Genomic DNA, 23,005 nt, shown 5'->3' with positions numbered 1-23,005 from the left:
CCATTTCACCTTAAAAACCTACAGATAACATGAATGTTAATGCGACGTCTTTGCGAAGATATACCCTCTTTTTGCGCTTTCGAAATTTAAAAAGGCCATCCATTGCCAAAGCACTATTTTTGACGGGAATTCTGTGCGCTTTTCAACACGTTGAGGCACAGAGTACCAGGCAGCTGCAAAAAGCGTGGGGCCTTGCAGATCAACAAGCTCAACTACTTTATAAAGAATTGCAGCTCTTGAAAAAAAGGGATTCATCCTTGGTTTCGCCACGTACGCTTTCCACAGATAACGAACTGGTTGCTGTGAAAAGGGGGGACTGGACCAGTGGTTTTTTTCCTGGCGTCCTATGGTTTCTCTACGAAAAGTCGGGAAAACAACAATGGAAGGATCTCGCTTCGGAAACAACAAGGTCGATCGAGGCGGAGCAATTTAATGGTAAGACCCATGATATGGGCTTTAAGATCTATTGTAGCGTTGGAAATGGCTATCGCTTAACCGCAAATCCACAGTACCGGGAGGTGCTTGTACAGGCAGCCAAAACGCTGGCAACCCGTTTCAATCCAACAGTCGGCTGTATACGTTCGTGGGACCACAATAGCCACCGCTGGGACTTTCCGGTTATCATTGATAACATGCTCAATCTAGAATTGCTGTTTGAAGCAACCAAACTCACTGGAGACTCTACTTATTATCAGATCGCGGTGAGCCACGCCAACACAACGCTAAAAAATCATTTTAGACCGGATTACAGTACCTATCATGTGATAGACTACAACCCGAAAACAGGAGCAGTGCAGCATAAAAACACCCATCAGGGCTTAAGTGACGAATCTACCTGGTCGCGGGGTGAAGCCTGGGCACTGTATGGCTATACGATGTGTTACAGAGAAACCGGCGATCCGAAATATTTGCAGCAAGCCGAAAAAGTTGCACATTGGCTGTTTACACATCCTAATATGCCGAAAGACTTGATCCCTTATTGGGATTTCGATGCACCTCATATACCAAATGAACCACGGGATGTGTCGGCAGCGACAGTCATCGCATCGGGGCTGTTGGAATTAAGCACGTATAGCAACCAAGGAAAAGATTATCGTGCAAAAGCACAGACCATATTGGCTAACCTGATAGACCATTACATGTCGCCAACAAATAAAAATCGCGGTTTTATATTATTACACAGTACGGGATCGAAACCTTCCAATACCGAAGTGGATAAACCTTTGAGTTATGCCGATTATTATTTCTTGGAAGCACTACATCGACAAGAAGAGCTGCAGTCCGGAAAAGTGCAATCGGATCTGGTCCGGAAAAATCCAGCGGGACAATTGATCTATTTTCCGGATGCACAGGGAAACGTCATCCCCGACTTTAGCCATGTGGGCTATCATCAAGGTGATCAAAAGCTGCCCAATGTTCCTGTCGTGGTTACGGTAAAACCCAGCATAAATGGCGATGATCAGCAAATTATACAGCAGGCTATCGATGCCGTAGCAGCAAAACCACCTGATAAAAACGGTTATAGAGGTGCTGTTTTGTTAAAAAAAGGCCTGTACACTATACCTGGGAGTTTGGAAATTCATGCCAGCGGTGTGGTGTTGAGAGGTGAGGGGGATGCCGAAGGACAAACCCTGCTTAAAGCAGCAGGCCAGCACCAACGGAGCTTATTGAAAGTTTCCGGTACGGGTAATTATACAGTGGATCAGGCTAGACAACAGTTTGTTAAGCCTGGCTATGGACCTGTAGGGGCTAACTATGTTCTGGTCGATCGTCCGAAGGAATTGAGAGTGGGCGAGCAGGTCCTCCTCTCGTATGAAATGAACGATGCCTGGATTGAAGCGCTTCGAATGAACCAGATTGAAAAAAGAGAAGGGACGAAACAGTGGACAGCGCGGGAATACAAGCTAAATTTTGAACGTACTATTTTAGCCATTCGAGGTGACTCTGTATTTTTTGATAATCCCCTGGTGATGGCGATTGATCCGAGGTACGCAAAAGTGGCCGTCATTCCCTACACCTTCGACGGGCGTATAAGTGAAGTTGGGATCGAAAATATACGGTTCGAGTCTGATTTTGTAAGTGATACGGACGAAAATCACGGCTGGATTGCAATTGATATGGATAAAATAACGAATGGTTGGGTGCGCAATATCACCGCGCGTTATTTTGGCTATGCGGCGGTGAGTCTTGGTGCTTTTGCCAAACAGATTACAGTAATGAAGTCGCGGTGTCTGGATGGAAAATCTCAAATTACAGGCGGGCGGAGGTATTCGTTCAATAATGACGGTCAGCTTAATTTATTGAAAGAACTTTATACGACGGAAGGTCGTCATGATTACGTAACAGGGGCCAGGACCCTCGGTCCGAACGTTTTTAGCCTTTCTAGCGCGGAACGAACACATGCGGATATTGGTCCACATCATCGATGGGCTGTTGGAACCTTATACGATCAAATCGTAACGGATGGTGAAATTAATGTGCAGGATCGGGGTAATTGGGGGAGTGGACACGGTTGGGCTGGGGTGACACAAGTCTTATGGAATTGTACGGTCAAAAGTGCTGCAGTACAACAGCCCTGGACTTCTGGGCAAAATTTTGCCATAGGCGTAAAGGGAGAGAAAGTAGCTGGAAGATTGAAAAATAGAAACGCTGGTTATTGGGAAAATCAAAACCGGATAATGTCGATCGGCTCGCTTTATGAGCAACAATTAAAAGATCGATTAAAGTGATTCTTGTTCGTGTTTATTCAATGGAATGATTATTTTTATCATCCATTTCAATTATATACCTTATGATGCCACTACGTGTTTTTGTGCGCTGTTTTTGCTGTGCTTTAGCGTTAATTTCTGTTTTGCATGCGCAGGAAAAAAACTATCGTTTTTTACACTTGGATGTCAATGAAGGTTTGTCTCAGGGCAGCGTTTTCGCTATTGCTCAAGATTATTTGGGTTTTATGTGGATCGGTACCCGTGATGGCTTAAATAAGTACGACGCCAGAAAGTTTACGATTTACCGCAGCAATCCACAAGATAGCCTTTCCTTAGAGCACAACTTTATTCAAGCGATTACGGAAGATAACAAAAGGCGGCTTTGGATAGGGACAATGACAGGACTGAATTTATACAATCGTGCGTCAGACAATTTCATCCGTATACCCTTACCTACCGTTGAGAGTAGCAGTGGAAAAATGGATGTCAACGTTCATCAGATCTTTCAGGATTCCAAGGGCAAGATTTGGATTGCGACAAATATAGGCTTGTATAAGATTAAAGAGGGCCGGCATCTCGAAGCGGAATTGGTCTTCAATGAGATTACCGTTGAAAGAAGCCAGGGAAAAGAATACTATCGTAATTTTCGAACCGTGTATGAGGATCGCAGAAAGCGATTGTGGTTTTGTACTGATGATGCCATTGTACTCATGCAGGCCGCATCGAAAGATGGAAATAGTTTAAAGGTTCTACGGACTTACTTCAAAGAGAAATCAGTAGATAATAAAGTTAATCAACGGTTTCAGGCCGTATTGGAGGTTAGTCCAGGTATATTCTGGGTAGGCACGAAATATAATGGGATTCGGATTATCAATGAGCATACAGGCGAAATATCCTCGTTAACTGAAGCGGGCAATCATACAGGTTTGGCCAGTCAAGATGTACGGTCCTTAAAAAAAACAGTTGATGGAAAGATTTGGATCGGAACATTCAATGGCCTATATGTTTATCAAAATGGAAAACTGCTTTTTATTCAGGCAGACGATGGAAATCCCAATAGCTTAAGCAATAATTCCATTCGTCCTATATTTCAAGATAAGAGGGGATCTATTTGGATCGGAACCTATTTTGGAGGGGTCAATATCTATGACAAGGATATTCCCAATTTTCAGAATTTTACCCATCAAGCTAAACGCAATAGCTTAAGTTACAATGTGGTGAGCGCTTTTGTTGAAAATGGAATGGGAGAACTTGTAATTGGAACTGAGGGTGGAGGATTGAATTATTTTAATCGGCGTACGAATTCGTTTTTTAGTGAACGTCACGATAAAAATAACCTGAATGGCCTAAGTCATAACAATGTGAAGTCCATCTGTCTAGATAAGGGAGGGAACTTATGGGTAGGTACCTATGACGGTGGATTGAATTTAAGACGAAAGGGGCAACAAGGCTATGAACATTTTCGTTTCGATCCCAATGTAAGTAATGGCCTGGCAAACAATAATGTCTATGCAATCTTAGAGGATCGCAATGGCGATATTTGGATTGGCACGTTCGGTGGCGGACTACAGGTGCATCGTAAAAACCAGAAAGTGGGATCTTTCCAGACATTTGATGTGGCAGGAAAGCAATTGAGCTCCAATATGGTGCGCGCTTTGCTAGAGGATTCAAAAGGTAATCTATGGATCGGTACTTCCAATGGGTTAAATCTAAAACTAGCCGGTACCGATAAATTTGTTTCCTTTCTAAATGACAAGAAAGATTCTCTTTCAATTAGCGGAAATGATATTGTGAGTATCCATGAAGATCGAAAAGGACAGATTTGGATCGGTACCTATATGGGCGGGCTCAATCGCTATCTTCCGGAGAAGAAAGCGTTCAAAAGGTTCAATGAACGAAATGGATTGCCGATCAACAATGTTTTTGCGATGTTGAGCGATCTGAAAAACAAATTGTGGTTGAGTACAAATACAGGGATTTCTTGTTTCGACCCCCTATCGGGTCATGTACGCACCTATACGAAGACCGATGGTCTTCCTGGCAACGAATATATTCAAAATGCAGCAGCAATGTTGCGGGACGGAAAACTTGCCTTTGGAAGTTTCTCCGGCTTCACCCTATTTAATCCGGATAGTTTAAGTGTCAATAATTATATTCCCCCCATTCAGTTTACAGAGCTGAAATTATTCAATAAAACAGTTCTCCCAGGTATTGATGCTGTTATTCCCAAAGATATAGCCATGATGGATGAATTGATACTTGATCATAATCAAAATGTTTTTAGTCTCGAATTCAGTGTGTTGAATTATGTCCATCCGGAGAAAAATCAATACGCGTATTATCTGAAAGGTTTTGATCAAGACTGGAATTATGTGAGCAATCCCGTGGCTACGTATACCAATTTAGACCCTGGTACCTACGAGCTTTGGGTAAAGGGGGCTAACAACGATGGGGTATGGAACGAAAAGGCAACGGTTTTGAAGATTAAAGTGCTGCCAGCACCCTGGAAGACATGGTGGGCCTATAGCGGCTATTTTCTTCTTTTTGCTGCGGCCGGTTTTTTGGTTATCCGATTTTTCCACGGCCGGAATAAATTGAAACAGGACCTTTTGATTCGGCAAATAGATTCGGAAAAACAGGAGGAGCTCCATGAAGCAAAACTGAATTTCTTTACCAATATCTCCCATGAATTCCGTACGCCATTGTCATTAATTATCGGGCCGTTAAATCAATTAAAAGGCGACCGATCGCTTTCAGCGTATGCACAGGAGCACCTTGGTTATGCGACGAGAAATGCCGATCGGTTGATGAATCTGGTCAATCAGCTGCTTGATTTCAGAAAACATGAAGGCGGAAAGATGAAATTGTTTTGCCAAAAGGTTCATCTTGCTACGTATTTGGAAAACATTCGCCAGAATTTTCACTTTATTGCCGAAAAAAATAATATTCAGTTTTTTCTGGATAATAAGGTAAGTCCTAATTACGTTGCAGGTTTCGATCCGGAACAATTTGAAAAAGTCCTTGTCAATTTGATTTATAATGCGTTTAAATTTACGGATAAGGGAGGTAAAATAAAGATACAGGTTGAGCTAGAAGTGGAAGGTGAGTTGGAGAAATTGCTTGTTTCCGTTTGGGATTCCGGGCGTGGAATCCCACCCAAAGATATTCCTTTTGTATTTGAACAATTTTATCAGGCCAATACAAAAGGCTTGTCGGCTACCAACGGTGGAATAGGTTTGGCACTTTGCCGTTCCATTGTCCAGTTGCACGGCGGGAAACTCACTGTTGAAAGCAATATGGCACAGGAAACGACAGACTACAATACGGTATTTCGGATCAGCCTGCCCCAGAGCGCTGTCGTCATCGAAGAGCTACCGGTCTTAACGGATACTCCAGGGATGATATGCGCTGACCCAGCAGATGCCGGTATGCCCTATGTGCATACTACAAAAACAGCAATTGAGCGTCCTGCGGCGGAGGAAGATAAACCCATCATACTTGTTGCCGAGGACAATGTGGAGCTACGTTGTTTTATATGTGAAAATTTACGAAAAAAATATATTGTTTTGGAAGCCAACGATGGTATTGAGGCCCTGGAATTGGTGCAAACAAAACAGCCCGATATTATCATTTCGGATGTAACGATGCCCAACTGTGACGGAATCACACTTTTGCAGCAGATTAAAAATGATAGCAGTTCAAATCATATTCCGGTGATTCTTTTGACAGCCCGCACAGCTGATCCTTATATCACAGAGGCATTTGAAATCGGTACAGATGATTACATTACCAAGCCCTTCAGTATGCCGCACCTCATTCAGAAAATTTCTAACATCTTACAGACGCGGAAAAGGTTGGAGGAAAAATTTGTACAGCATTATCTTCTTGGAGCGCAGGGAACAGATCTGCCCGAAAGAACTCGTTTCTTGGATCAGGTGTTGAAGATTGTTGAAGAAAATCTGGGCTGCGAAGATTTTGGCGTGCTTGATCTTACAAAAGCCATCGGTGTGAGCCGCTCTGTTTTGTACCGCAAGATTAAGCAGCAAACGGGACTGAATCTGGTTGAATTTATTAATATGGTCCGTCTCAAGAAAGCAGCCTATATTTTGGTGAACGATACAGGTTTGAGTATCAGCGAGGTGGCTTATCAGGTCGGGTTCAATGATCCAAAGTATTTTAGCAAATCATTTAAGAAATTCTATAAGGAGAGTCCACGTACCTATGTTGAAAAATTCGGTGTAAAGGAAAGTAGCAATTTAGAAAAATAAGCAAGGGTTTTCGTGATTTGGTCAGCAGCAGCGAGGACAGCAGACTGAATTTTTTTTCGGTCAAAAAAAAAGGTTTTCAAACGGGGAGAATGAAAACCTTCAATAACCAATTATAAACCTAAATTATGATGCAACAAATATAGTTGTTTTTAATACTATTTTAAAAATAATTCAACTTTTAAGTATAGTTTTGTAGCTGTCCAGCTACAGGTTAATATTGCCCTGTCGCTGAAAGAACCTGCCCATAGCTTATACGCTTTTGACCAATTTATGAATAACGTATAAAGTGGTCAATCCCAACAGCGCAAATATGCCATAACCTAATCCAATCTGAAACTGCGAAGAAGGGTTTACCAAGCTTACCGTGATGTAACTGAGTGAAGAGGTCAGCAGGTAGGTAATTCCGCCAACCAATCCGCCGGCGATACCTGCCGACAATGGAAACCTCCCTAAACAGTAGCTGAAATAATTGTTAAAAATAAATCCTGCTGTACAATGTACAGCAAATGCGAAAAATGTCAATGTATAGAGATTTGACAGGTAAGGTGAAACCAAGAGCATACATACAATCAGGCTGATCTGAATGAAGTTGGCGATTCTCAACTTCGGAACCAAGGCTCTTTTAATAAGGGCTTTACCAATAAAACCACCACACATCCAAGCTAAGCCCATAATTAGCGAGGTATAACCGGTTGTGATTGCGCTATAGCCCAGCTGGTGTTCAATAAAAAAGGGACCGCTGAGGTTGTAGAACATGACAAGACCGTAGGATATACCGCACATGACTATACCGAAGGTAAAATCATTGCTTTTAAGCATCATTTTAAATTCGCCAATCAGGTAGTTGATATGGAGAGGTTTCTTCTGTTTGATTGTTTCGCCAGAAAAGATCAGTTCAAGGATGAAAAGTACAGCACTGTAAACGGCCAGAACCATAAAGTTAGAACGCCAACCAAATTGTGTCTGAAGGTAGCCGCCAATAAAAGGAGCAACAATCGGACCGATCGACCAGACGATGGTCATAATGCTGAGGTAGTGCTTGCGCTGTTCACCTTCGTAGACATCCACAAAATAGGCTCTTTTTGAGATGACCACAAATGCCGATAAGATGCCCTGTAGAATACGCATCAGGTAAATAACCCAAATATCTTGCGTGCTTGCTGTAATCCAGAAACTGACAATGAAAAGGAAAAGTGATATCAGGTTGATGCGATATCTTCCCCAAGCGTCAACCAACGCTCCTGTAAAGAACTGAGCAACACCATAGCTGATTAGAAAAAGCGAAAGGGTTAGCTGGATTTTGCTTTCATTCAAGCCAAGCTCCTGAGCCATTTGTGGCATCGACGGAAGATAAATATCGGTCGCAAGTCCCGTAATTGGAACAAGTGCAAATGCTAGTATCGTCGGGATAAAAGATTGCTGTGGTTTAGTGTTTTTTTCCATCCTTTAATTTTTTAAATTTCGCGTCTCTATGGACGTTCATGCAGCCAGCCACTTTTTTCTCTTTGACCTGCTAAATATGATGTGGACAAAAGTAGCTTCATTGCCTGTTTCGAAAGATATAGAATTCAAACAAATTATTGTGAAAATCAAACAGGCTTATTGCGGTAGGCTAAAGGTGGTATACCCGCATGTTTTTTGAAATAATTACTGAAGTTTGCGGGTTCCATGAGTGCGGTTGTACTGATCAGTTATTCGGATAAGCCGGTTTTCCTTTATTTGATGAATCTGTATGGTCTTTTCACGCCAGGCATCGCAACAATGTTTTTAATGGGGGTATTTTGGAAAAGAACCACATCTCAGGGTGCTTTAACAGCAGGTTTACTGACAATTCCCCTTTCTTTACTTTTGGAATACACCTTACCTGAAATGCCGTTTTTTAATAGAACAGGCATTGTATTCTGGACTTGTATGCTTGCTTGTGCTGTGGTCAGTTTGTTGACACCAGCGGTCGCCGAAGCAAGATTAAAAAATCTGGTGTTGACGGGCGATTCTTTTCAGGTACCGGATCAGGATAAAGCCGCTTACCGTGGTTTTCGAAATCCGACCTTATGGTGGATTATTATAACGGTGTTGGTGCTTTATTTTTATGTACGTTATTTTTAGCTTAACTTGTTGACCTGTTATACTCTTAAAACTTATCCAGATGATCGACCCAATATTGAAAGAATTAAATGCCAAGATAGCGACTGTTTTTCCAAAAATCGTTGCAATGCGCCGACATATCCATCAGCATCCTGAATTGTCTTTTCAAGAATACGAGACAAGTGCCTATATTCAGCAACAACTTCGCGAACTGGGTATACCATTCGAGCTTGTCGCTCAGACAGGTGTTGTGGCTGTACTGACCGGACAAAAATCGGCGAGCGATGATATTGTGGTATTACGGGCTGATATTGATGCTTTGCCGATACATGAGCAAAATGATGTGGACTATAAATCGAGGAATAGCGGTGTCATGCATGCTTGTGGCCATGATTTTCATACGGCTAATCTCTTGGGGGCGGCGTCCATATTAAATGATTATAAAACGGAGTTTTCTGGTAAAATTATACTACTATTTCAGCCTGCTGAGGAAAAGATTCCGGGCGGAGCGATTCAGGTTTTGGAATCCGGGATTCTGGAATCTTTTGGTGGAACGATTAAAGCTGTGCTGGGGTTACATGTAAGTCCCCGTGTTTCTGTAGGAAAAGTCGGTTTACGTTCGGGACGATTTATGGCCTCGAGCGACGAGTTCTATTTCACCATTAAGGGACGTGGTGGCCACGCTGCGGAGCCACATCGGGCTGTTGATCCCATTATGATCGGCGCGCAGTTACTCACCACCTTACAGCAAGTTGTCAGCCGGAAAGCCAACCCCGATGTGCCGTCTGTATTGACCTTTGGTCGTTTCATTGGGGATGGTGCTGCCAATGTTATTCCCGAGGAAGTCAAATTAGCCGGAACATTTCGTACCATGGATGAGGTATGGCGCAAGGAGGCGCTGGAAATGGTTGCTGAAATAGCGGCAACGCTTCCCGTATCGCTGGGTGCAAAGGTGGAAGTTGAAGTACGGCATGGTTACCCCGCACTTTATAACGATCCCGCATTAACGCAAAAAGTCAAAACAATTATTGCGGAAACGATGGGGAATAGTGTGCCACAAGATCTCGAAATCTGGATGGCGGCCGAGGATTTTGCTTATTATTCTTATCGTTATCCGGCGTTGTTCATGTTGATTGGGACAAATAACGACGATTCCACCACGCAATATGGTCTTCACAATCCACAGTTCAATCTGGATGAAAAGGCTTTCGAAACATCCATGGCTGTTTTGGTCAATGCAGCTATTTCTCTTTTGAATGAATCAAATGAATAGAAAGAAATTCTTGATGTCCTCTTTTGCATTTGGACTATCCTATGCCGTTAATGCGAATAACAAGCTGTCCTCGAGGCAAGAGAAGGTAAAAAAAATAGGGATCATTGGACTGGATATTACGCACGCTGTTGCTTTTACAAGAGCGATTAATACGGCTGCCAGCAATCATCCCTATGGAAAATTCAGGGTTACTGCGGCTTACCCCTATGGAAGCAAAACGATCCCTTTAAGTATCGAGCGTATTCCGAAAATTACAGCGGAAGTGCAACAGCTCGGGGTTTCGATCGTATCAAGTATTGCCGAACTATTGAAGAAAGTAGATTATGTACTTTTGGAGACAAATGATGGAAATCTCCATTTGGAACAGGCACTTCAAGTGATTAAAGCAAAGAAACCTTTATTTATTGACAAACCAATAGCGAATTCCTATGCGGACGCTTTCAAAATTTTTGAAGCTGCAAGAAAGTATGGTTGCCCTATTTTTTCGTCAAGCTCCTTGCGTTATATTACCGGTCTTCAGGAAGTGGATAGGACTAAGGTTATCGGAGCAGATGTCTATTGTCCGGCAGTAACGGAACCTTCACATAAGGATTTATATTGGTACGGCATTCATGGCGTTGAAATGTTATTTGCGTTGATGGGATCGGGGTGTCTTTCGGTAAAGACTGTTCAGGAACAGGGTACCTCGTTTTATGTTGGGAACTGGGCGGATGGAAGAATTGCCTCACTTCGGGGCATTCGTGAGGGGAAGGATGATTTTGGTGGAACGGTTTTTTTGAAAGATCAGATTGTCCATTTGGGGCAATTTATGGGATACGGTCCCTTGTTGGATAAGATCCTTCCATTTTTCGAAACGGGTGTAAGTCCGGTTGACGAAAAGGAAACCCTGGCAATATGCGCATTTATAGACGCCGCCGAAGAAAGTAAATTAAACGGCGGCAAGACGGTTCTGCTTCAAAAATAAAAAACTATGTAGGTATGCTTAATACGTATTCGCAATCGTGATCAATAACGCACTATTAAAAATCGAAGCTGGTGATATGACCGTTTCATTTAGCGGGACGCTGTTGCCGTAACGCTCTTTCAATTTGGTTTTTACTTCGGGGCTGCTTAGGTCAAAATCTTTCAGCTTTTCCAGCTTCCCAACTTCGATGCCTGCTCCACGTTGGTATATTTTCCAGATCAATTCCGAACAATATATTTTATCGTCCGACCATTCGAATGTAGCATCGTAATTTTTTCCGAGAAAATTTTTGCCGATTGATTTCATTTTGGCCAGCGTCGAATTGGTCAGTACCTGATCTGCATTTTTGAGGCGCTTGACCGCGTAATGCTGCTTTTCCCCTCGCGCAATCCAGTGTTCTAACTTAGTTACAGTTACGGGCTGTACGGCTTCCAGTACATAAGGATTACCGTTCTCATAAAAAATAATCCCACAATGGGAATACGGAGAACGCGTCGCTAATTGGATCGCTTTACATTGCGGTGAAATGGAAGACTGAAAGATCATATCACCATCTTTGAGTGGGGGCAATTTCGCATTATCTTTTGCGTGTTTGGGGGCCACTTTTTTTGGTTGAGCATGTATTGGCTCAGCAAAGATCAGTGTGACTAACATCAAGCTAATCAGCGATAGCAGGTATATAAATGTCTTTTTCATTGTTTTATTGATGACTTATTGAAATAGTTTCATGATTTTCTTTGACTTGGTCCTTTCGGCAAGTTGAAAAGCAGATAATACGTCGGATTCATATTGGTATACTTTCTCCGTGTTTGCACCGTTCTGCAAAAGATAATCTACGATTATTTTGTTTTTTATTAAGATAGCTTTTCCAAGTAATGTGCATTGTGTAAAGCTATAATCAGCTTTAATTTCATCAATACCCAGTCGGTTCAGGCTATTTAAACAAGTTTTACGGATAAAATCCATGTCGTTTTTTTCTATTGCTATCTTCAGGATTTCGAAATCATTGAATTGTCTGTTTTTAGCTAGAAATAAATGGTGAAACTGTTTGGCGATAGCGTACTGTCCCTTTTCTAAAATCCGATGAATGGCATTGCTGCTAAATTCCTCTACTGTGGAAAATCCATGCAGCTGACTAAAAAATAAAAGTATATTTTCAAAAGGGAGCTTGGCTACCTCCAGTTGCATGAGGCCGCTCAGATCGCTCGTGTCGAATAAATTCTCCATGTATCTGAGGCTGTCCAAAGCGATAAATTGAAATTCGGGTTGATAGTCCGCGAGCCAATTGGAGGATTTGGCTATTACAAAGGTGTTGTTAGCAATCCTATAGTTGATAGAGATAGCTGGTTCAGCATAGTTGATTATTGTTATTGTACTGTCTGATAATTCATAATGTTTTGAACGAAGATGCGCTGTCGTTGCGGTGGGAAAGAGCCTGTTGAGATTGATCTGTATGGCGTATACGCCCAACTTGTCTGCATGCAAATTATAACAAAGTGTTCCTTGCTCTGTGATGTAAAAGGGTATTCTGCTCCCCGGCTGCTGCTGTGACTGAAAAACGATCTTGTTTTGGTAGGCAAATAACGATGTTGCCAGACCGGCTAGTAAGCAAAGCATGCAAAGACCTATTTTTAACCCTAAGCGATTCATGGTATAAAATGATCGCATGACTAATCGTGGTATAGCTCTAAAAACTGATTGATCTGATTGGTTAACCCAAACGATTCGGATTCCAATAAATTGATTTCAGCTTGTATCTCCATTGTAGTCGGCGACAAGGTAAGCTTTCGATAGACCTGAATATCTAGTTCCAAAACGGCTAATTGTAGTGCGAGCAGCTGTTTGCCTTCTGTAGTATGGAGTTGTAGTTCATTAAAGGCATGTTTTAATCGTTCCAATTCAGCGATTGATTTTTGGACGTCATTTTCATCGGCCTTGCCAAAGTTCGGATAGGCCTCTCCCAACGTGCGAAAAGCATCGAGGTATTCTTCCTCGGACATTTCATAAATATTCGAATAGAGCATATTGTACGCATCAATGGCGTCATAGGTTTCCGAATCCATTAAGTCTTCGCGATAGTCCTCGACCAACTGTTTGATGTCTTGAGATTCAATCTGTAAGATTGACTCAATATCCTGTTTGATAAGATTGGCTATTTCCATGCTTTATGCTTAAAGTAATCTAAAGTCCCCCGCCGGCTCACAAATTTGCTGACAAAGAATTTTTTGACTTTGGTATAGACAAAGATCTTGTTTTATCGCAAAATTTCAATCCCTATAATCAGCTAATTTTTATGGAGACTGTCGCTCAGCAGTTTTTTATCACCTGAGCATCTCCTATAGGACCTGTGCAGTCCATATTTCCATCGCATTTTTCTGTCTTGTCGCACGTATTTTTCTTTCTGCCCGTCAATCAAACGGAGAGCGGGATGCCGTGTAGCCAAACGGGGATGAGCGAGCTATCAAATTCTACCTTTTAACATTGTTTGTTCAGTGCTTGTTCAGTGATTGTTCAGTGCTCGTTCAGTGATGACTCAGTGTGGACTGTATAATTAATGAATGATCACTGTCTAAATAGTGACTAAAAATTGTTATGAGATACGACTTGGTATAGGTATGCTTGGTTTAATATAGGTGAATCAGGAGATCAGCTTTAGGACCAATAGTTAGAAATGGGGGATGAATTTTAAGTAAACTAACTTTCTCTAAATTATTTGATTGATTGATAGTGTTTTATGGTGTTTTTGTGATTTTATGAGTAAAAAGTACTCAATATATTTTGCGCGCTTAAATTTAATCCTCATATTTGTTGAGTAAAAAATACTCAATAGTACAAAGTAAAATTAAAAGCTATGATCGTATTAAATAAGCAACAGGTAGTCACAGAACAATTTCCAAACGGGGAAACAAAAGTGAAAGATTTTGATCAGTTGATCTTAAAAGACAACCTTGTCGAATTTACATATCAAGAAGATGGAGACTTAATCCGCTTGCTTTTTGTCAAGAAGCGGTTGGATGAAACCGAAGCTGAAACTTGTCGGTTATTGATCCATTATATGCCCTATAGCCGTATGGATCGCAAAATAGAAGGTGATTTATTCACATTGAACTATGTGGCGGAGTTTATCAACAGTTTGCAATTTGATCAGGTGTTTGTGGTCGAACCGCATTCCCACGTTACCCTAGAACTTTTAGTGAACAGTGTTGGGGTTTATCCGGCATTGGACTGGTTGCCACAGTTGATGGAAAAGCTTGATTTTTCGGACAATGATCGGATTGTTTTCCCGGATAAAGGAGCGGCGGCACGTTACATCAACAGCGGCTATGAAAATAGCTGTGTTTTTGAGAAAAAGCGAAATCCACAAACAGGCCGGATCGAAGGGATGGAACTTAAGGCTGGAGATATTCCGCTCGGCGCAAAATGTATTATTGTCGATGACCTCTGTTCTGCAGGTGGCACATTTCTTTGGGCCGGGAAAATATTGAAAGAAATGGGAGCCAGTGCAGTTTATCTTTTGGTCACACATTGTGAAGCCCGAATTTTTAAAGGGACCCTGTTGGATGATGATTCACCAATAACCAGTGTCTTTACCACCAATTCCATGATGGATACCGAGCACCCAAAAATAAATTATATCAACTTAACGACTGAAAGTTATGTTTAAATCAATGAGCAAGAATCCAATACTTTGGACAGATGGTTATAAATTGTGTCATAAGGATCAATATCCAACACATACGGAATGGGTTTATGAGACTTGGACGCCACGCATGTCTCGCATAGAAGGTATTAGTCATGTTGTATTTTTTGGATTACAGGGAGCCTTGGCCGAAATCACCAATTCATTTGATGCAAACTTTTTTGCTCAACCGGAAGAAGAGGTCGTGGCGGCTTACGAAGAGGCAATTGCAACTGTTTTTGAAAATACAAACGCGAAGTTTGCGGCGACGCATGATTCGAAACATATTCGCGACTTACATCGGCTGGGGTATCTTCCAATCAAGGTAAATGCGTTGCAGGAAGGAAGCTTGGTTCCTGTCGGCGTACCAATATTTACGATTGAAAATACACATCCCGATTTTTTCTGGCTTCCGGGTTACCTGGAAACACAATTATCGGCTTTTATCTGGTCACCGATGACTGCAGCGACAATCGCAGATCGCTATAAAAGGTTATTGACGGGGTTTGCCGAGAGAACGGGCGACGTCAATAAAGTCTTTACGCAGGCCGGAGATTTTTCCATGCGTGGTATGGGTTCTCCTGAAACGGCTTATCGTACGGCTGGGGGACATCTGTTGAGCTTCGGTGTCTCTGCTACATTGTCTGTTCGGGAGTATCTGAAATCCTACTATCATGCAAAAAGTGATGTAATGATGTACACCCCATCGACGGAGCACAGTGTAATGTGTTCGTACGGAGAGGACGAGGTAGAAGCATTTCGACATTTAATCACAACGGTGTATCCAAGTGGAAATATCTCCATCGTATCGGATACCTACGACCTCTGGAATGTAGTTGACAATGTATTGCCGCAATTGAAAGATCTTATTATGGCTAGGGAGGGGAAGGTTGTTATTCGTCCCGATAGTGGCGATCCTGTGAAGATTATCTGTGGCGATGCTGCATCTGATCGCAGTACTGTGCAGAAAGGTATCGTCGAACGTTTGTTTGAACTTTTTGGTGGTACGACCAACAGCAAAGGCTTTAAGGAGCTGGATCCCCATATTGGCGTAGTGTACGGTGATTCCATTACAGTCGATCGAGCGGATAAGATCTGTCAAGGTTTGCTGGATAAGGGTTTTGCCTCGACGAATACCATATTGGGCATAGGTTCGTATACCTATCAGTATGTGACACGGGATACCTTTGGCTTTGCGTTAAAAGGGACGGCTGAGATTGTCAATGGTGAGTTTAAAGCGATACAGAAACGTCCCGCTACAGATACTGGCAACTTTAAAAAGTCGCAAAAGGGGATGGTCGCTGTGGTCTTTGAAAATGACGATTTTCGTTTGATAGACGATCTTACACCGCAAACGGTCGCCGATCTGGGTGAACGAAATCTGCTGGAAACATGTTATCTGAATGGCGAATTTATACGCACAACGCGTTTTGAAGAAATAAGGAATAGATTAAGAACTGAAACAATTCGAGTATATGGAAAATAGCGTAAACAAACCGTTTTTCATCCAGGATGAAAACGTTGCACAGTATGCACAATTGATGGCATCCTGGATTGCCCAACAGGTGAAATCGGCCGACCGCAAAGGACTTGTATTGGGTATGAGTGGTGGAATAGACTGCAGTGTTGTCGCTTGCCTATGCCGGCTGGCACAGGTGGATGTCCACTTGGTGTTGATGCCGTATGGCAGTGATATGAACAAAAGTAAAAGCCATCAACATGCCATGGAGCTTATTCAGAAATTTGATTTTCCATTTCATGTATTTGACATTCAACCCGCGGTGGATGCGTTGGCCATTCATCAAGAAAAGTTTATCGCAGAAGCTACCGCCACTAACCGCGCTTTGAGCCTTGCTAATATTCGTCCACGTGTTCGTATGACGTATTTGTATCAATTAGCACAATTGGGTAGTAGATTTGTTATTGGTACGGGGAATATGGCCGAAGCTACTGTAGGTTATTTTACGAAGTGGGGCGATGGTGCCTATGATCTGAACCCGCTGGCAATGGTTACCAAACAGGAAGTATATACCTTAGCCAAATATTTGGGGGTGCCCGAATCTATTCAGTATAAAAGTCCATCTGCTGGTCTTTGGGAGGGGCAGACCGATGAAGAGGAATTGGGTATGACCTATGCGCAAATCGATGGGTTTATTTTAAAAGGTACATCGGGCGATCCGGTTATAGACGAAATTATTCGTAAACGTATACAACAATCTGCCCACAAGTTTGCAGCGGTGCCTACATTCAAAGGTTAATTTTAAATGGTTCGAGAAGTCGACGCAAGCACTTCATAACAGGCAACAAGGGACAAAAAAGTACTATAGTGAAGATGATTTTTCACTGGAAGAAGGCTTTAATGGCTTCATCGTTCTGCGAAATGAAGGCTGCGTTGAAATAAATATAGATGTTATGAAACTGAATAACATAAAAACACAATTTGATCAGATTGTAGATGTCCAACAGATTGCCAGCGGCAAAAAGGATAATATTCCAAACATGTTGATGTTGGCACAGGAAGAAAATATACAGCCAGCAGCCTTGGATAAAAAACGAACCTTGCTATTGGCGATCGATGTCCAAAATGATTTTATGGAATCCATCGGTAGTCTTGCCGTCAACGGTTCAAAGGCCGATGTACAACGTCTGACGCAGTGGATGTACCGTAATATTGAGGCCTTAACGCAAGTCATGTGTAGTCTCGATTGTCACTCGATAAGGCAGATTTTCCATCCCGCTTGGTGGCTTGACAGTGCGGGAAATCATCCGGAGCGATTCACCGTTATTCGCCATGCCGATGTCCGCGATGGTATCTGGCGTGCTGCGAATGACCATACAGCCTTAGCGCTGGATTATCTCCAGCATTTGGAAGCTGAGGGAAAAAAACAATTGTGTATCTGGCCATACCATTGTCTGGAAGGGACTTCGGGGGCGCAGCTGGAGAGTCAATTTACCAATATGCTTTATTTTCACAGTGCAGCACGTCAGGTCAAACCGATATTGGTTTATAAGGGGCAAGATCCAAATACGGAAATGTACGGTATTATCAAAGCGGAATATGACGATAATAAATTCGTAAATCATGCTGTGCTCGATGCAATTCGCGATTACGATGCGATATACATCGCCGGTGAAGCTTCCAGTCATTGTGTTTTAGCATCAACCGTGCAGATTTTGGAATATTTTGAACAAGATCGAGCGATTACGTCACGAATCACCTTATTGATCGACTGTATGTCGCCCATCGCTGGATTTGAAGCGCAGACTTTACAGCAGTTTGAGGCTTTAAAGGAGAAGTATGGAATCCAGATCAAATTGTCAACCGAAGTAACTTTGTAGCAGATGACAGCCTCAGAAAAAAAATACACATATGATTACCCAAGACCTGCTGTTACGGTTGACTGTGTAATCTTCGGCTTTGATAAAAACCAGCTTAAGGTATTATTGACCAAACGGGCAATAGAGCCTTTCTTGGGAAAATGGGCATTTCCTGGCGGTTTTATTCAGGAAGATGAGAACGCCGACGACTGTGCGATTCGTAAACTGCAGGAGGAGGCCGGTCTCAAAGATATTTTCCTCGAACAGCTTTATACATTTTCAAACTTAGCTCGTGATCCGCGCGGAAGAGTCATTAGTATTGCCTATTATGCACTTGTCAGGCCCGATGCTTATACGTTGGAAGCAGGGGTTGATATCGATGCGGTGCAATGGTTTGGTATTGACGAAAAGTTGGATCTCGCTTTTGACCATAAACAGATCTTGAACACCGCCATACAACGGCTCAGGGGTAAAATTCGTTATCAACCAATCGGTTTTGAGCTCTTGCCCAAACAGTTTACGTTGCCCGATTTACACAATTTGTATGAAACCGTTCTGCAGCGGTCAATTGACCGTGGGAATTTTCGAAAAAAAATTCTCAGCATGGGTTTATTGATCGACCACAGCGATAAGCAAAAAGACCGGCGTGCCAGGGCTGCAAAGATCTATAGTTTTGACAGGGTAAAATATAAAGAACTTACTGAATCGGGGTTTTATTTTGAAGTATAGGTCTAAAGAACGGAGCAGGCAACCATGAAATTGGCTTCTGCCTGCTTTCATTGCTGTCTGGTCTTTTTAAGATCTTACGTTAATGTCCGGTGCAGCGCTGTCTTAATACACTAATTCAAGCTGAGTCGCGTTTGGGCTAACCCTGAAAATCACCACAATCATGGACTTCGAACTGATCGACTAAAGCTTTCTGTGTATAGTATTTTGCGACACGTTTATTTTTTAACAAAAGAGAATCCCCCTTAATTTTTAATTCGAAAATGGGCTCTTTCTCTATTTTCTTGAAGTAAAACTCATTATTTTTAGTCTTCATCGTGAGGCCGCTGTCACGAAAATTATAGGTGAAATCTTTGATTTGATAGATTTCATTGGAATCACAGACATTGACCAAAAGCAGTTGTTTTTTATTCATTTTGATTTCTGCAAGATCGCATGCATAACATATTCCTGAGAATTCGATGCCATACTTCTTAAAACTATCGTTGCTTTCCGGTCGAAGAATAGCAATAGGATACAGCTGTTTAAAGAGCGAAAGGTTATCATCGGATATGGATGTTAGCTCTTTTTGTTTCTTTATGGAGTCTATGCTGGCGGTGCTGCTGAATGCGGCAGCTGATTTTTTGGCTCCATTCTTTTGCTGGCAGCTGAAAAACAATACCATGCAGGACAGAAACATAGTCTTTAAGATTACCTTCATCGTTATTTTTCGCAATTATTGTTGTTACTCATAAACATATAGATTGAGAAACGGTTTTTGTTATTCAATCTCAACCCATTTTCTTTCGAAGTAGACGGTGCCTACCGGTGTATCGGTGGCGTCTATGATTTTCGCTGCTACAAAGTCGCCCTTTAGGCCAGCATATTTTAGTTTTAAACCTTTACTTTCTAAGTCGGAGGTATCATAGTATGCACCCAATTTGAGTTGAAATGGATTGTGTTCCACATCATTTGTAAAGATGGAAAACAAAAGCAACTTCGTAGCCTGTTTATCTGCCTCTTCGTATCCAAAGAAGCGATGATCGATACGTATATTGGCATGTAAGCGGATCATACTGTCTCGAGCACTTAAGTTTACATAAGCTTTGGTGATTTCGTCAGATTCCAGTACGCTTTGTGCATTTGCTTGGTCAATGCTATCCAGTTTGGAAGTTTTTAACGAGATACTTTTTTTGGGGGCAGTATCCTCGGCAGCTTTTTCCATGGCCTTGCTTGAACTTACAGGTGCTTCAGCTTGTTTTGGTTTTTCCTGACAAGCGATTTGTAACGCGAGGAGTGCTAATGCACTGCTATAATAACTGTATTTGAAATGATTCATTGTTCTTTCTGTTACAAAATCCAATCCAAAGTTGCCGAAAATAGGGGGAGAAAAAAATCCCTGTTTTCCGCTAATCGAAAAAATCGATAAATACGGTATTTTTACGGCATTCGCATGATTCTTGTCGTATGGAACGGATCAATGTGATACAACAAAAAACAGAAGAAATAAAGTATGGCACATCGTATTTATATTTATAATGTAAATCTCAGGACCAAAGAAACATATCCCACTTACCTGGCTGAATGGAATTATGAAATTCCCATCCTCATGCGGCCATTATTTTCCGCCAATATCCGTTCCAAAGGTTCTCAGCTTTATGCCAACAAGGAAGATGGGATCGCAAGACTTCGCTATTTTTATGCGTTGTTGGCTGATAGGTATCAATTGCATTATAAAAAAAGCTATTATGAGCCTGTCAACAACATGTTTGAATTTTTGGAAGCGCTACCTTTTGATACCTTGCAGATCGATGGACGCGATGTTTTTACAATGAATGCGGAAAAAGATGTGGAGCAAGCCAAAGATTGGGTGGAAGAAATTAAAATGCAAGCCTTATTGTTTGAACAAGCTGTCGAAGAACAGTCCTTAGATCCGCTTGACCCGCTTGTGAAAGCGTCTGGTTATACTTCTTTTTTAGATGCCCTTCAAACCGATTGGATTGATTATGGATTGGGTTTATGGGAAGAAGACGTTCTGAAAGAGCCAGACCCTGAAGTTTTTGAGGCAGTAGGAAAGCAGGGATTAAAGAATGCCAAGGGGGATATTTTGGTTGAGGCGATTTACGATGAAATATTCGAATTCAATGAACAGGGGATCGCTGTTGTTGAACGCGATGGCCTTTTTGGTTATGTTGATACGAGTGGCACTATACTAATTCCATGTCAATATGTGGAGGCCTTTGATGCCCGACATATCAATGGGAACAATTACGCTGAAGTGGAAGTGGCAGGGAAACGTGGGGTATTGCATATTGATACCAAACAGCTGAGCATACCTGCATTATATGATGAACTCGACTGGATCGCCTATGGCTTTTTAAATGCAAGACAGGGGGATAGCCACATGCTCCTTTCGGCTGAAGGACGATTGATTATTTCAGATCCCGCAGCCGAGTCGTTTATGTTTGACTATAACAAGTTGTTCTATAGCCGGCAAAAAGGAACGATAAAAAGGAAGTATTACCTAATGGATGGTCAGTTTTTAGGGACCTTTTTGGAAGGTAGCCTGGAGCCGCTAGCCAATCGCTATTTTTGGATTAAACCCAATAAGCTACAGTCAAAAATTGCCGTCATTCAACCCGATGGTAATATTTTGGATGAAGGAATTGACCGGATTATAGTGTTGGACGACTATCGAAGTATTGCGTATCTCAAAAATAAAAGATGGCAGATCTATTCGCTTGAACTAGGCTTATTCCGATTGGCTGATTTAACGATTGATCAGGTTCTAGTCGATCATATACAGCAGTACCGTAAAGATATCTTTGTCGTTGGTTGTGCCCAAGGACAGGGGATTTATGACGCTCATCGAGGGGAATGGTTACTTGAACCTGCTATTGCCTATCAAAAAATCGAACATTGCTTTTTGGATTTTATGCGCATACACTGTGCACAGGGTATGTACTGCTTCGATACGAAGCTTAACGTCCGTAGTGCGCTGTATGATTATATTTGTTCGCCTTTTCATTACCCAAGACCAGAAGCGGCCGAAGGTGAACTGTTGCTTTTATTCAAAGGGGATAAGTTGTTTAATTTGGATATAAATCGAAATGTTGTCGAGATTCCCGAAACAGCATATGGCTATTTGTATTCCGAGCGATACCAGCTCCGGGGGCGTGATCAAAGTTATTTTATACAGTTCTATCAGGCATGGATCAGGCGTAAGGGCGACGGCTACGAACAGTATTTTGACAATGAAACGCTGTTGGAAAATGGTAAGAAGCTGGAAGCGGAGGGAAAGATTTCAGATGCCATTCGACTGTTCAGCTTCGGAGCAGATCGGGGTAGTGCGGACTGTCAATATCTGCTTGGAAACATCTTTACGGATGATGACTACGAGGGGATGGACATCGAAAAAGGAAAGTCTTTTTATGAAAAGGCCATGGCTCATGATCATGCGCAGGCATGGAACAATTGGGGATTTTTATATGCCACAGGCCATGGTGTAGCTTTTGATGTATCTAAAGCCTTAAAGGCCTATCAAAAGTCTGCTGCGCTGGGGGAAGCGCAGGCCATGAGCAACCTGGGTAACTGGTATTACGAGGGTGAATATGTGGAACAAGATTATGCCTTAGCCCTAGATTATTTTAAACAAGCAGAGAAAGCGGGGATTTATAATGATGCTCAAATCGCAGAAATCTACTATCAAGGGCAAGATTATGCGAACTTATTGCGTTATTTGAAAAAGGATACAACCAATCAATTTTCTGCTATTTATTATGGGATTCTTTATGAGGAAGGCTTTGGTGTAAAGCAAAACTTACAAAAAGCGATCCGCTACTATGAAAAAGCCAATGAAAATAGCGTGTACGCCTATGCCGTTAATCGTTTGCTACAACTCTATGGAGCGCATGGAGCGGCTTCAGACGCGGATAAATACGGATTTTGGTTCAATTTTGCTAAAGAAAATGCTGTTGAAATTGATCAATAGTAAGGAAATTGCAT

The 23,005-nt window shown here is 42.0% G+C and carries 17 protein-coding genes; 11 read left to right on the top strand and 6 right to left on the bottom strand.

The window, feature by feature from the left end; translation table 11 throughout:
• The first annotated feature begins 29 nt into the window (after positions 1-29).
• Together B2O97_RS25160 and B2O97_RS23660 are read left to right on the top strand one after the other, a co-directional pair.
• Positions 30-2,729: a glycoside hydrolase family 88 protein gene (locus B2O97_RS25160; protein WP_312439931.1), complete on the top strand. Its 2,700-nt coding sequence runs from the start codon at positions 30-32 to the stop codon at positions 2,727-2,729.
• A gap of 62 nt (positions 2,730-2,791) precedes the next feature.
• Positions 2,792-6,976: a hybrid sensor histidine kinase/response regulator transcription factor gene (locus B2O97_RS23660; protein WP_286768272.1), complete on the top strand. Its 4,185-nt coding sequence runs from the start codon at positions 2,792-2,794 to the stop codon at positions 6,974-6,976.
• Between the two features lie 249 nt (positions 6,977-7,225).
• Here the strand turns inward: B2O97_RS23660 and B2O97_RS23655 are convergent, their stop codons facing one another.
• Positions 7,226-8,419, bottom strand: coding sequence for an MFS transporter (locus B2O97_RS23655; protein WP_115048005.1), 1,194 nt, complete (start codon positions 8,417-8,419; stop codon positions 7,226-7,228).
• Between the two features lie 225 nt (positions 8,420-8,644).
• Between B2O97_RS23655 and B2O97_RS23650 the strand changes: the two genes are divergently transcribed.
• Genes B2O97_RS23650 through B2O97_RS23640 form a run of 3 tightly spaced genes read left to right on the top strand, consistent with a single transcriptional unit; the run spans position 8,645 to position 11,298 of the window.
• A complete protein-coding gene (locus tag B2O97_RS23650) occupies positions 8,645-9,082 on the top strand; it encodes a sodium:solute symporter family transporter (RefSeq protein ID WP_070569570.1) in 438 nt (145 codons plus the stop codon).
• Between the two features lie 40 nt (positions 9,083-9,122).
• Positions 9,123-10,334, top strand: coding sequence for a M20 metallopeptidase family protein (locus tag B2O97_RS23645; protein ID WP_070569572.1), 1,212 nt, complete (start codon positions 9,123-9,125; stop codon positions 10,332-10,334).
• Positions 10,327-11,298, top strand: coding sequence for a Gfo/Idh/MocA family protein (locus B2O97_RS23640; protein ID WP_236560163.1), 972 nt, complete (start codon positions 10,327-10,329; stop codon positions 11,296-11,298). The genes B2O97_RS23645 and B2O97_RS23640 overlap by 8 nt, the downstream gene beginning before the upstream one ends.
• Before the next feature lie 18 nt (positions 11,299-11,316).
• On the opposite strand, the gene B2O97_RS23635 is transcribed toward B2O97_RS23640, so the two are convergent.
• Genes B2O97_RS23635 through B2O97_RS23625 form a run of 3 tightly spaced genes read right to left on the bottom strand, consistent with a single transcriptional unit; the run spans position 11,317 to position 13,460 of the window.
• Positions 11,317-11,994: a YiiX family permuted papain-like enzyme gene (locus B2O97_RS23635; protein WP_070569578.1), complete on the bottom strand. Its 678-nt coding sequence runs from the start codon at positions 11,992-11,994 to the stop codon at positions 11,317-11,319.
• A 15-nt stretch (positions 11,995-12,009) separates the two neighbouring features.
• A complete protein-coding gene (locus B2O97_RS23630; protein WP_286768271.1) occupies positions 12,010-12,915 on the bottom strand; it encodes a hypothetical protein in 906 nt (301 codons plus the stop codon).
• Between the two features lie 53 nt (positions 12,916-12,968).
• A complete protein-coding gene (locus B2O97_RS23625; protein WP_112374175.1) occupies positions 12,969-13,460 on the bottom strand; it encodes a hypothetical protein in 492 nt (163 codons plus the stop codon).
• A gap of 689 nt (positions 13,461-14,149) precedes the next feature.
• On the opposite strand from B2O97_RS23625, the gene B2O97_RS23620 reads away from it, so the two are divergent.
• The 5 genes from B2O97_RS23620 to B2O97_RS23600 all read left to right on the top strand — a co-directional run bounded on the left by B2O97_RS23620 (position 14,150) and on the right by B2O97_RS23600 (position 19,024).
• Positions 14,150-14,962 (top strand): ribose-phosphate pyrophosphokinase, encoded by an 813-nt coding sequence (locus tag B2O97_RS23620; protein WP_115048038.1) that lies wholly within the window; start codon positions 14,150-14,152, stop codon positions 14,960-14,962.
• Positions 14,963-14,966: 4 nt separating this feature from the next.
• A complete protein-coding gene (locus B2O97_RS23615; protein ID WP_286768270.1) occupies positions 14,967-16,463 on the top strand; it encodes a nicotinate phosphoribosyltransferase in 1,497 nt (498 codons plus the stop codon).
• Entirely contained in the window at positions 16,453-17,235 is a 783-nt protein-coding gene (nadE, locus tag B2O97_RS23610; RefSeq protein ID WP_070569592.1) for an NAD(+) synthase, read from the top strand. The genes B2O97_RS23615 and nadE overlap by 11 nt, the downstream gene beginning before the upstream one ends.
• Before the next feature lie 154 nt (positions 17,236-17,389).
• On the top strand, positions 17,390-18,316 hold the full coding sequence (locus tag B2O97_RS23605) for a hypothetical protein (protein WP_201303504.1): 927 nt from the start codon (positions 17,390-17,392) through the stop codon (positions 18,314-18,316).
• Positions 18,317-18,319: 3 nt separating this feature from the next.
• Entirely contained in the window at positions 18,320-19,024 is a 705-nt protein-coding gene (locus B2O97_RS23600; RefSeq protein WP_070569595.1) for an NUDIX hydrolase, read from the top strand.
• 136 nt (positions 19,025-19,160) lie between these two features.
• Here the strand turns inward: B2O97_RS23600 and B2O97_RS23595 are convergent, their stop codons facing one another.
• Complete coding sequence (locus tag B2O97_RS23595) at positions 19,161-19,721, bottom strand: hypothetical protein (RefSeq protein WP_139145084.1); 561 nt, start codon at positions 19,719-19,721, stop codon at positions 19,161-19,163.
• Between the two features lie 60 nt (positions 19,722-19,781).
• Positions 19,782-20,339 carry a hypothetical protein gene (locus B2O97_RS23590; RefSeq protein ID WP_070569602.1) on the bottom strand — a complete coding sequence of 186 codons (558 nt, stop codon included), beginning with the start codon at positions 20,337-20,339 and terminating at the stop codon, positions 19,782-19,784.
• A 174-nt stretch (positions 20,340-20,513) separates the two neighbouring features.
• Between B2O97_RS23590 and B2O97_RS23585 the strand changes: the two genes are divergently transcribed.
• The gene (locus B2O97_RS23585) at positions 20,514-22,991 is read left to right on the top strand and encodes an SEL1-like repeat protein (RefSeq protein WP_070569605.1); all 2,478 of its coding nucleotides are present in this window, start codon (positions 20,514-20,516) and stop codon (positions 22,989-22,991) included.
• Positions 22,992-23,005: the final 14 nt, after the last annotated feature.

It is taken from the genome of Sphingobacterium sp. UBA865 (assembly GCF_002295765.1).
In the GTDB taxonomy this organism is placed as follows: domain Bacteria; phylum Bacteroidota; class Bacteroidia; order Sphingobacteriales; family Sphingobacteriaceae; genus Sphingobacterium; species Sphingobacterium multivorum.
The sequence above is the reverse complement of the archived record's forward strand: the minus strand, read 5'-3'. Positions and strand labels throughout refer to the sequence as shown.

Coding starts and splice junctions, on each gene's coding strand:
- B2O97_RS25160 (WP_312439931.1), top strand. CDS start 30: ATGAATGTTAATGCGACGTCTTTGCGAAGATATACCCTCTTTTTGCGC.
- B2O97_RS23595 (WP_139145084.1), bottom strand. CDS start 19,721: ATGAAGGTAATCTTAAAGACTATGTTTCTGTCCTGCATGGTATTGTTT.
- B2O97_RS23635 (WP_070569578.1), bottom strand. CDS start 11,994: ATGAAAAAGACATTTATATACCTGCTATCGCTGATTAGCTTGATGTTA.
- B2O97_RS23650 (WP_070569570.1), top strand. CDS start 8,645: ATGAGTGCGGTTGTACTGATCAGTTATTCGGATAAGCCGGTTTTCCTT.
- B2O97_RS23600 (WP_070569595.1), top strand. CDS start 18,320: ATGACAGCCTCAGAAAAAAAATACACATATGATTACCCAAGACCTGCT.
- B2O97_RS23605 (WP_201303504.1), top strand. CDS start 17,390: ATGAAACTGAATAACATAAAAACACAATTTGATCAGATTGTAGATGTC.
- B2O97_RS23630 (WP_286768271.1), bottom strand. CDS start 12,915: ATGCTTTGCTTACTAGCCGGTCTGGCAACATCGTTATTTGCCTACCAA.
- B2O97_RS23645 (WP_070569572.1), top strand. CDS start 9,123: ATGATCGACCCAATATTGAAAGAATTAAATGCCAAGATAGCGACTGTT.
- B2O97_RS23660 (WP_286768272.1), top strand. CDS start 2,792: ATGATGCCACTACGTGTTTTTGTGCGCTGTTTTTGCTGTGCTTTAGCG.
- nadE (WP_070569592.1), top strand. CDS start 16,453: ATGGAAAATAGCGTAAACAAACCGTTTTTCATCCAGGATGAAAACGTT.
- B2O97_RS23625 (WP_112374175.1), bottom strand. CDS start 13,460: ATGGAAATAGCCAATCTTATCAAACAGGATATTGAGTCAATCTTACAG.
- B2O97_RS23640 (WP_236560163.1), top strand. CDS start 10,327: ATGAATAGAAAGAAATTCTTGATGTCCTCTTTTGCATTTGGACTATCC.
- B2O97_RS23590 (WP_070569602.1), bottom strand. CDS start 20,339: ATGAATCATTTCAAATACAGTTATTATAGCAGTGCATTAGCACTCCTC.
- B2O97_RS23620 (WP_115048038.1), top strand. CDS start 14,150: ATGATCGTATTAAATAAGCAACAGGTAGTCACAGAACAATTTCCAAAC.
- B2O97_RS23655 (WP_115048005.1), bottom strand. CDS start 8,419: ATGGAAAAAAACACTAAACCACAGCAATCTTTTATCCCGACGATACTA.
- B2O97_RS23615 (WP_286768270.1), top strand. CDS start 14,967: ATGAGCAAGAATCCAATACTTTGGACAGATGGTTATAAATTGTGTCAT.
- B2O97_RS23585 (WP_070569605.1), top strand. CDS start 20,514: ATGGCACATCGTATTTATATTTATAATGTAAATCTCAGGACCAAAGAA.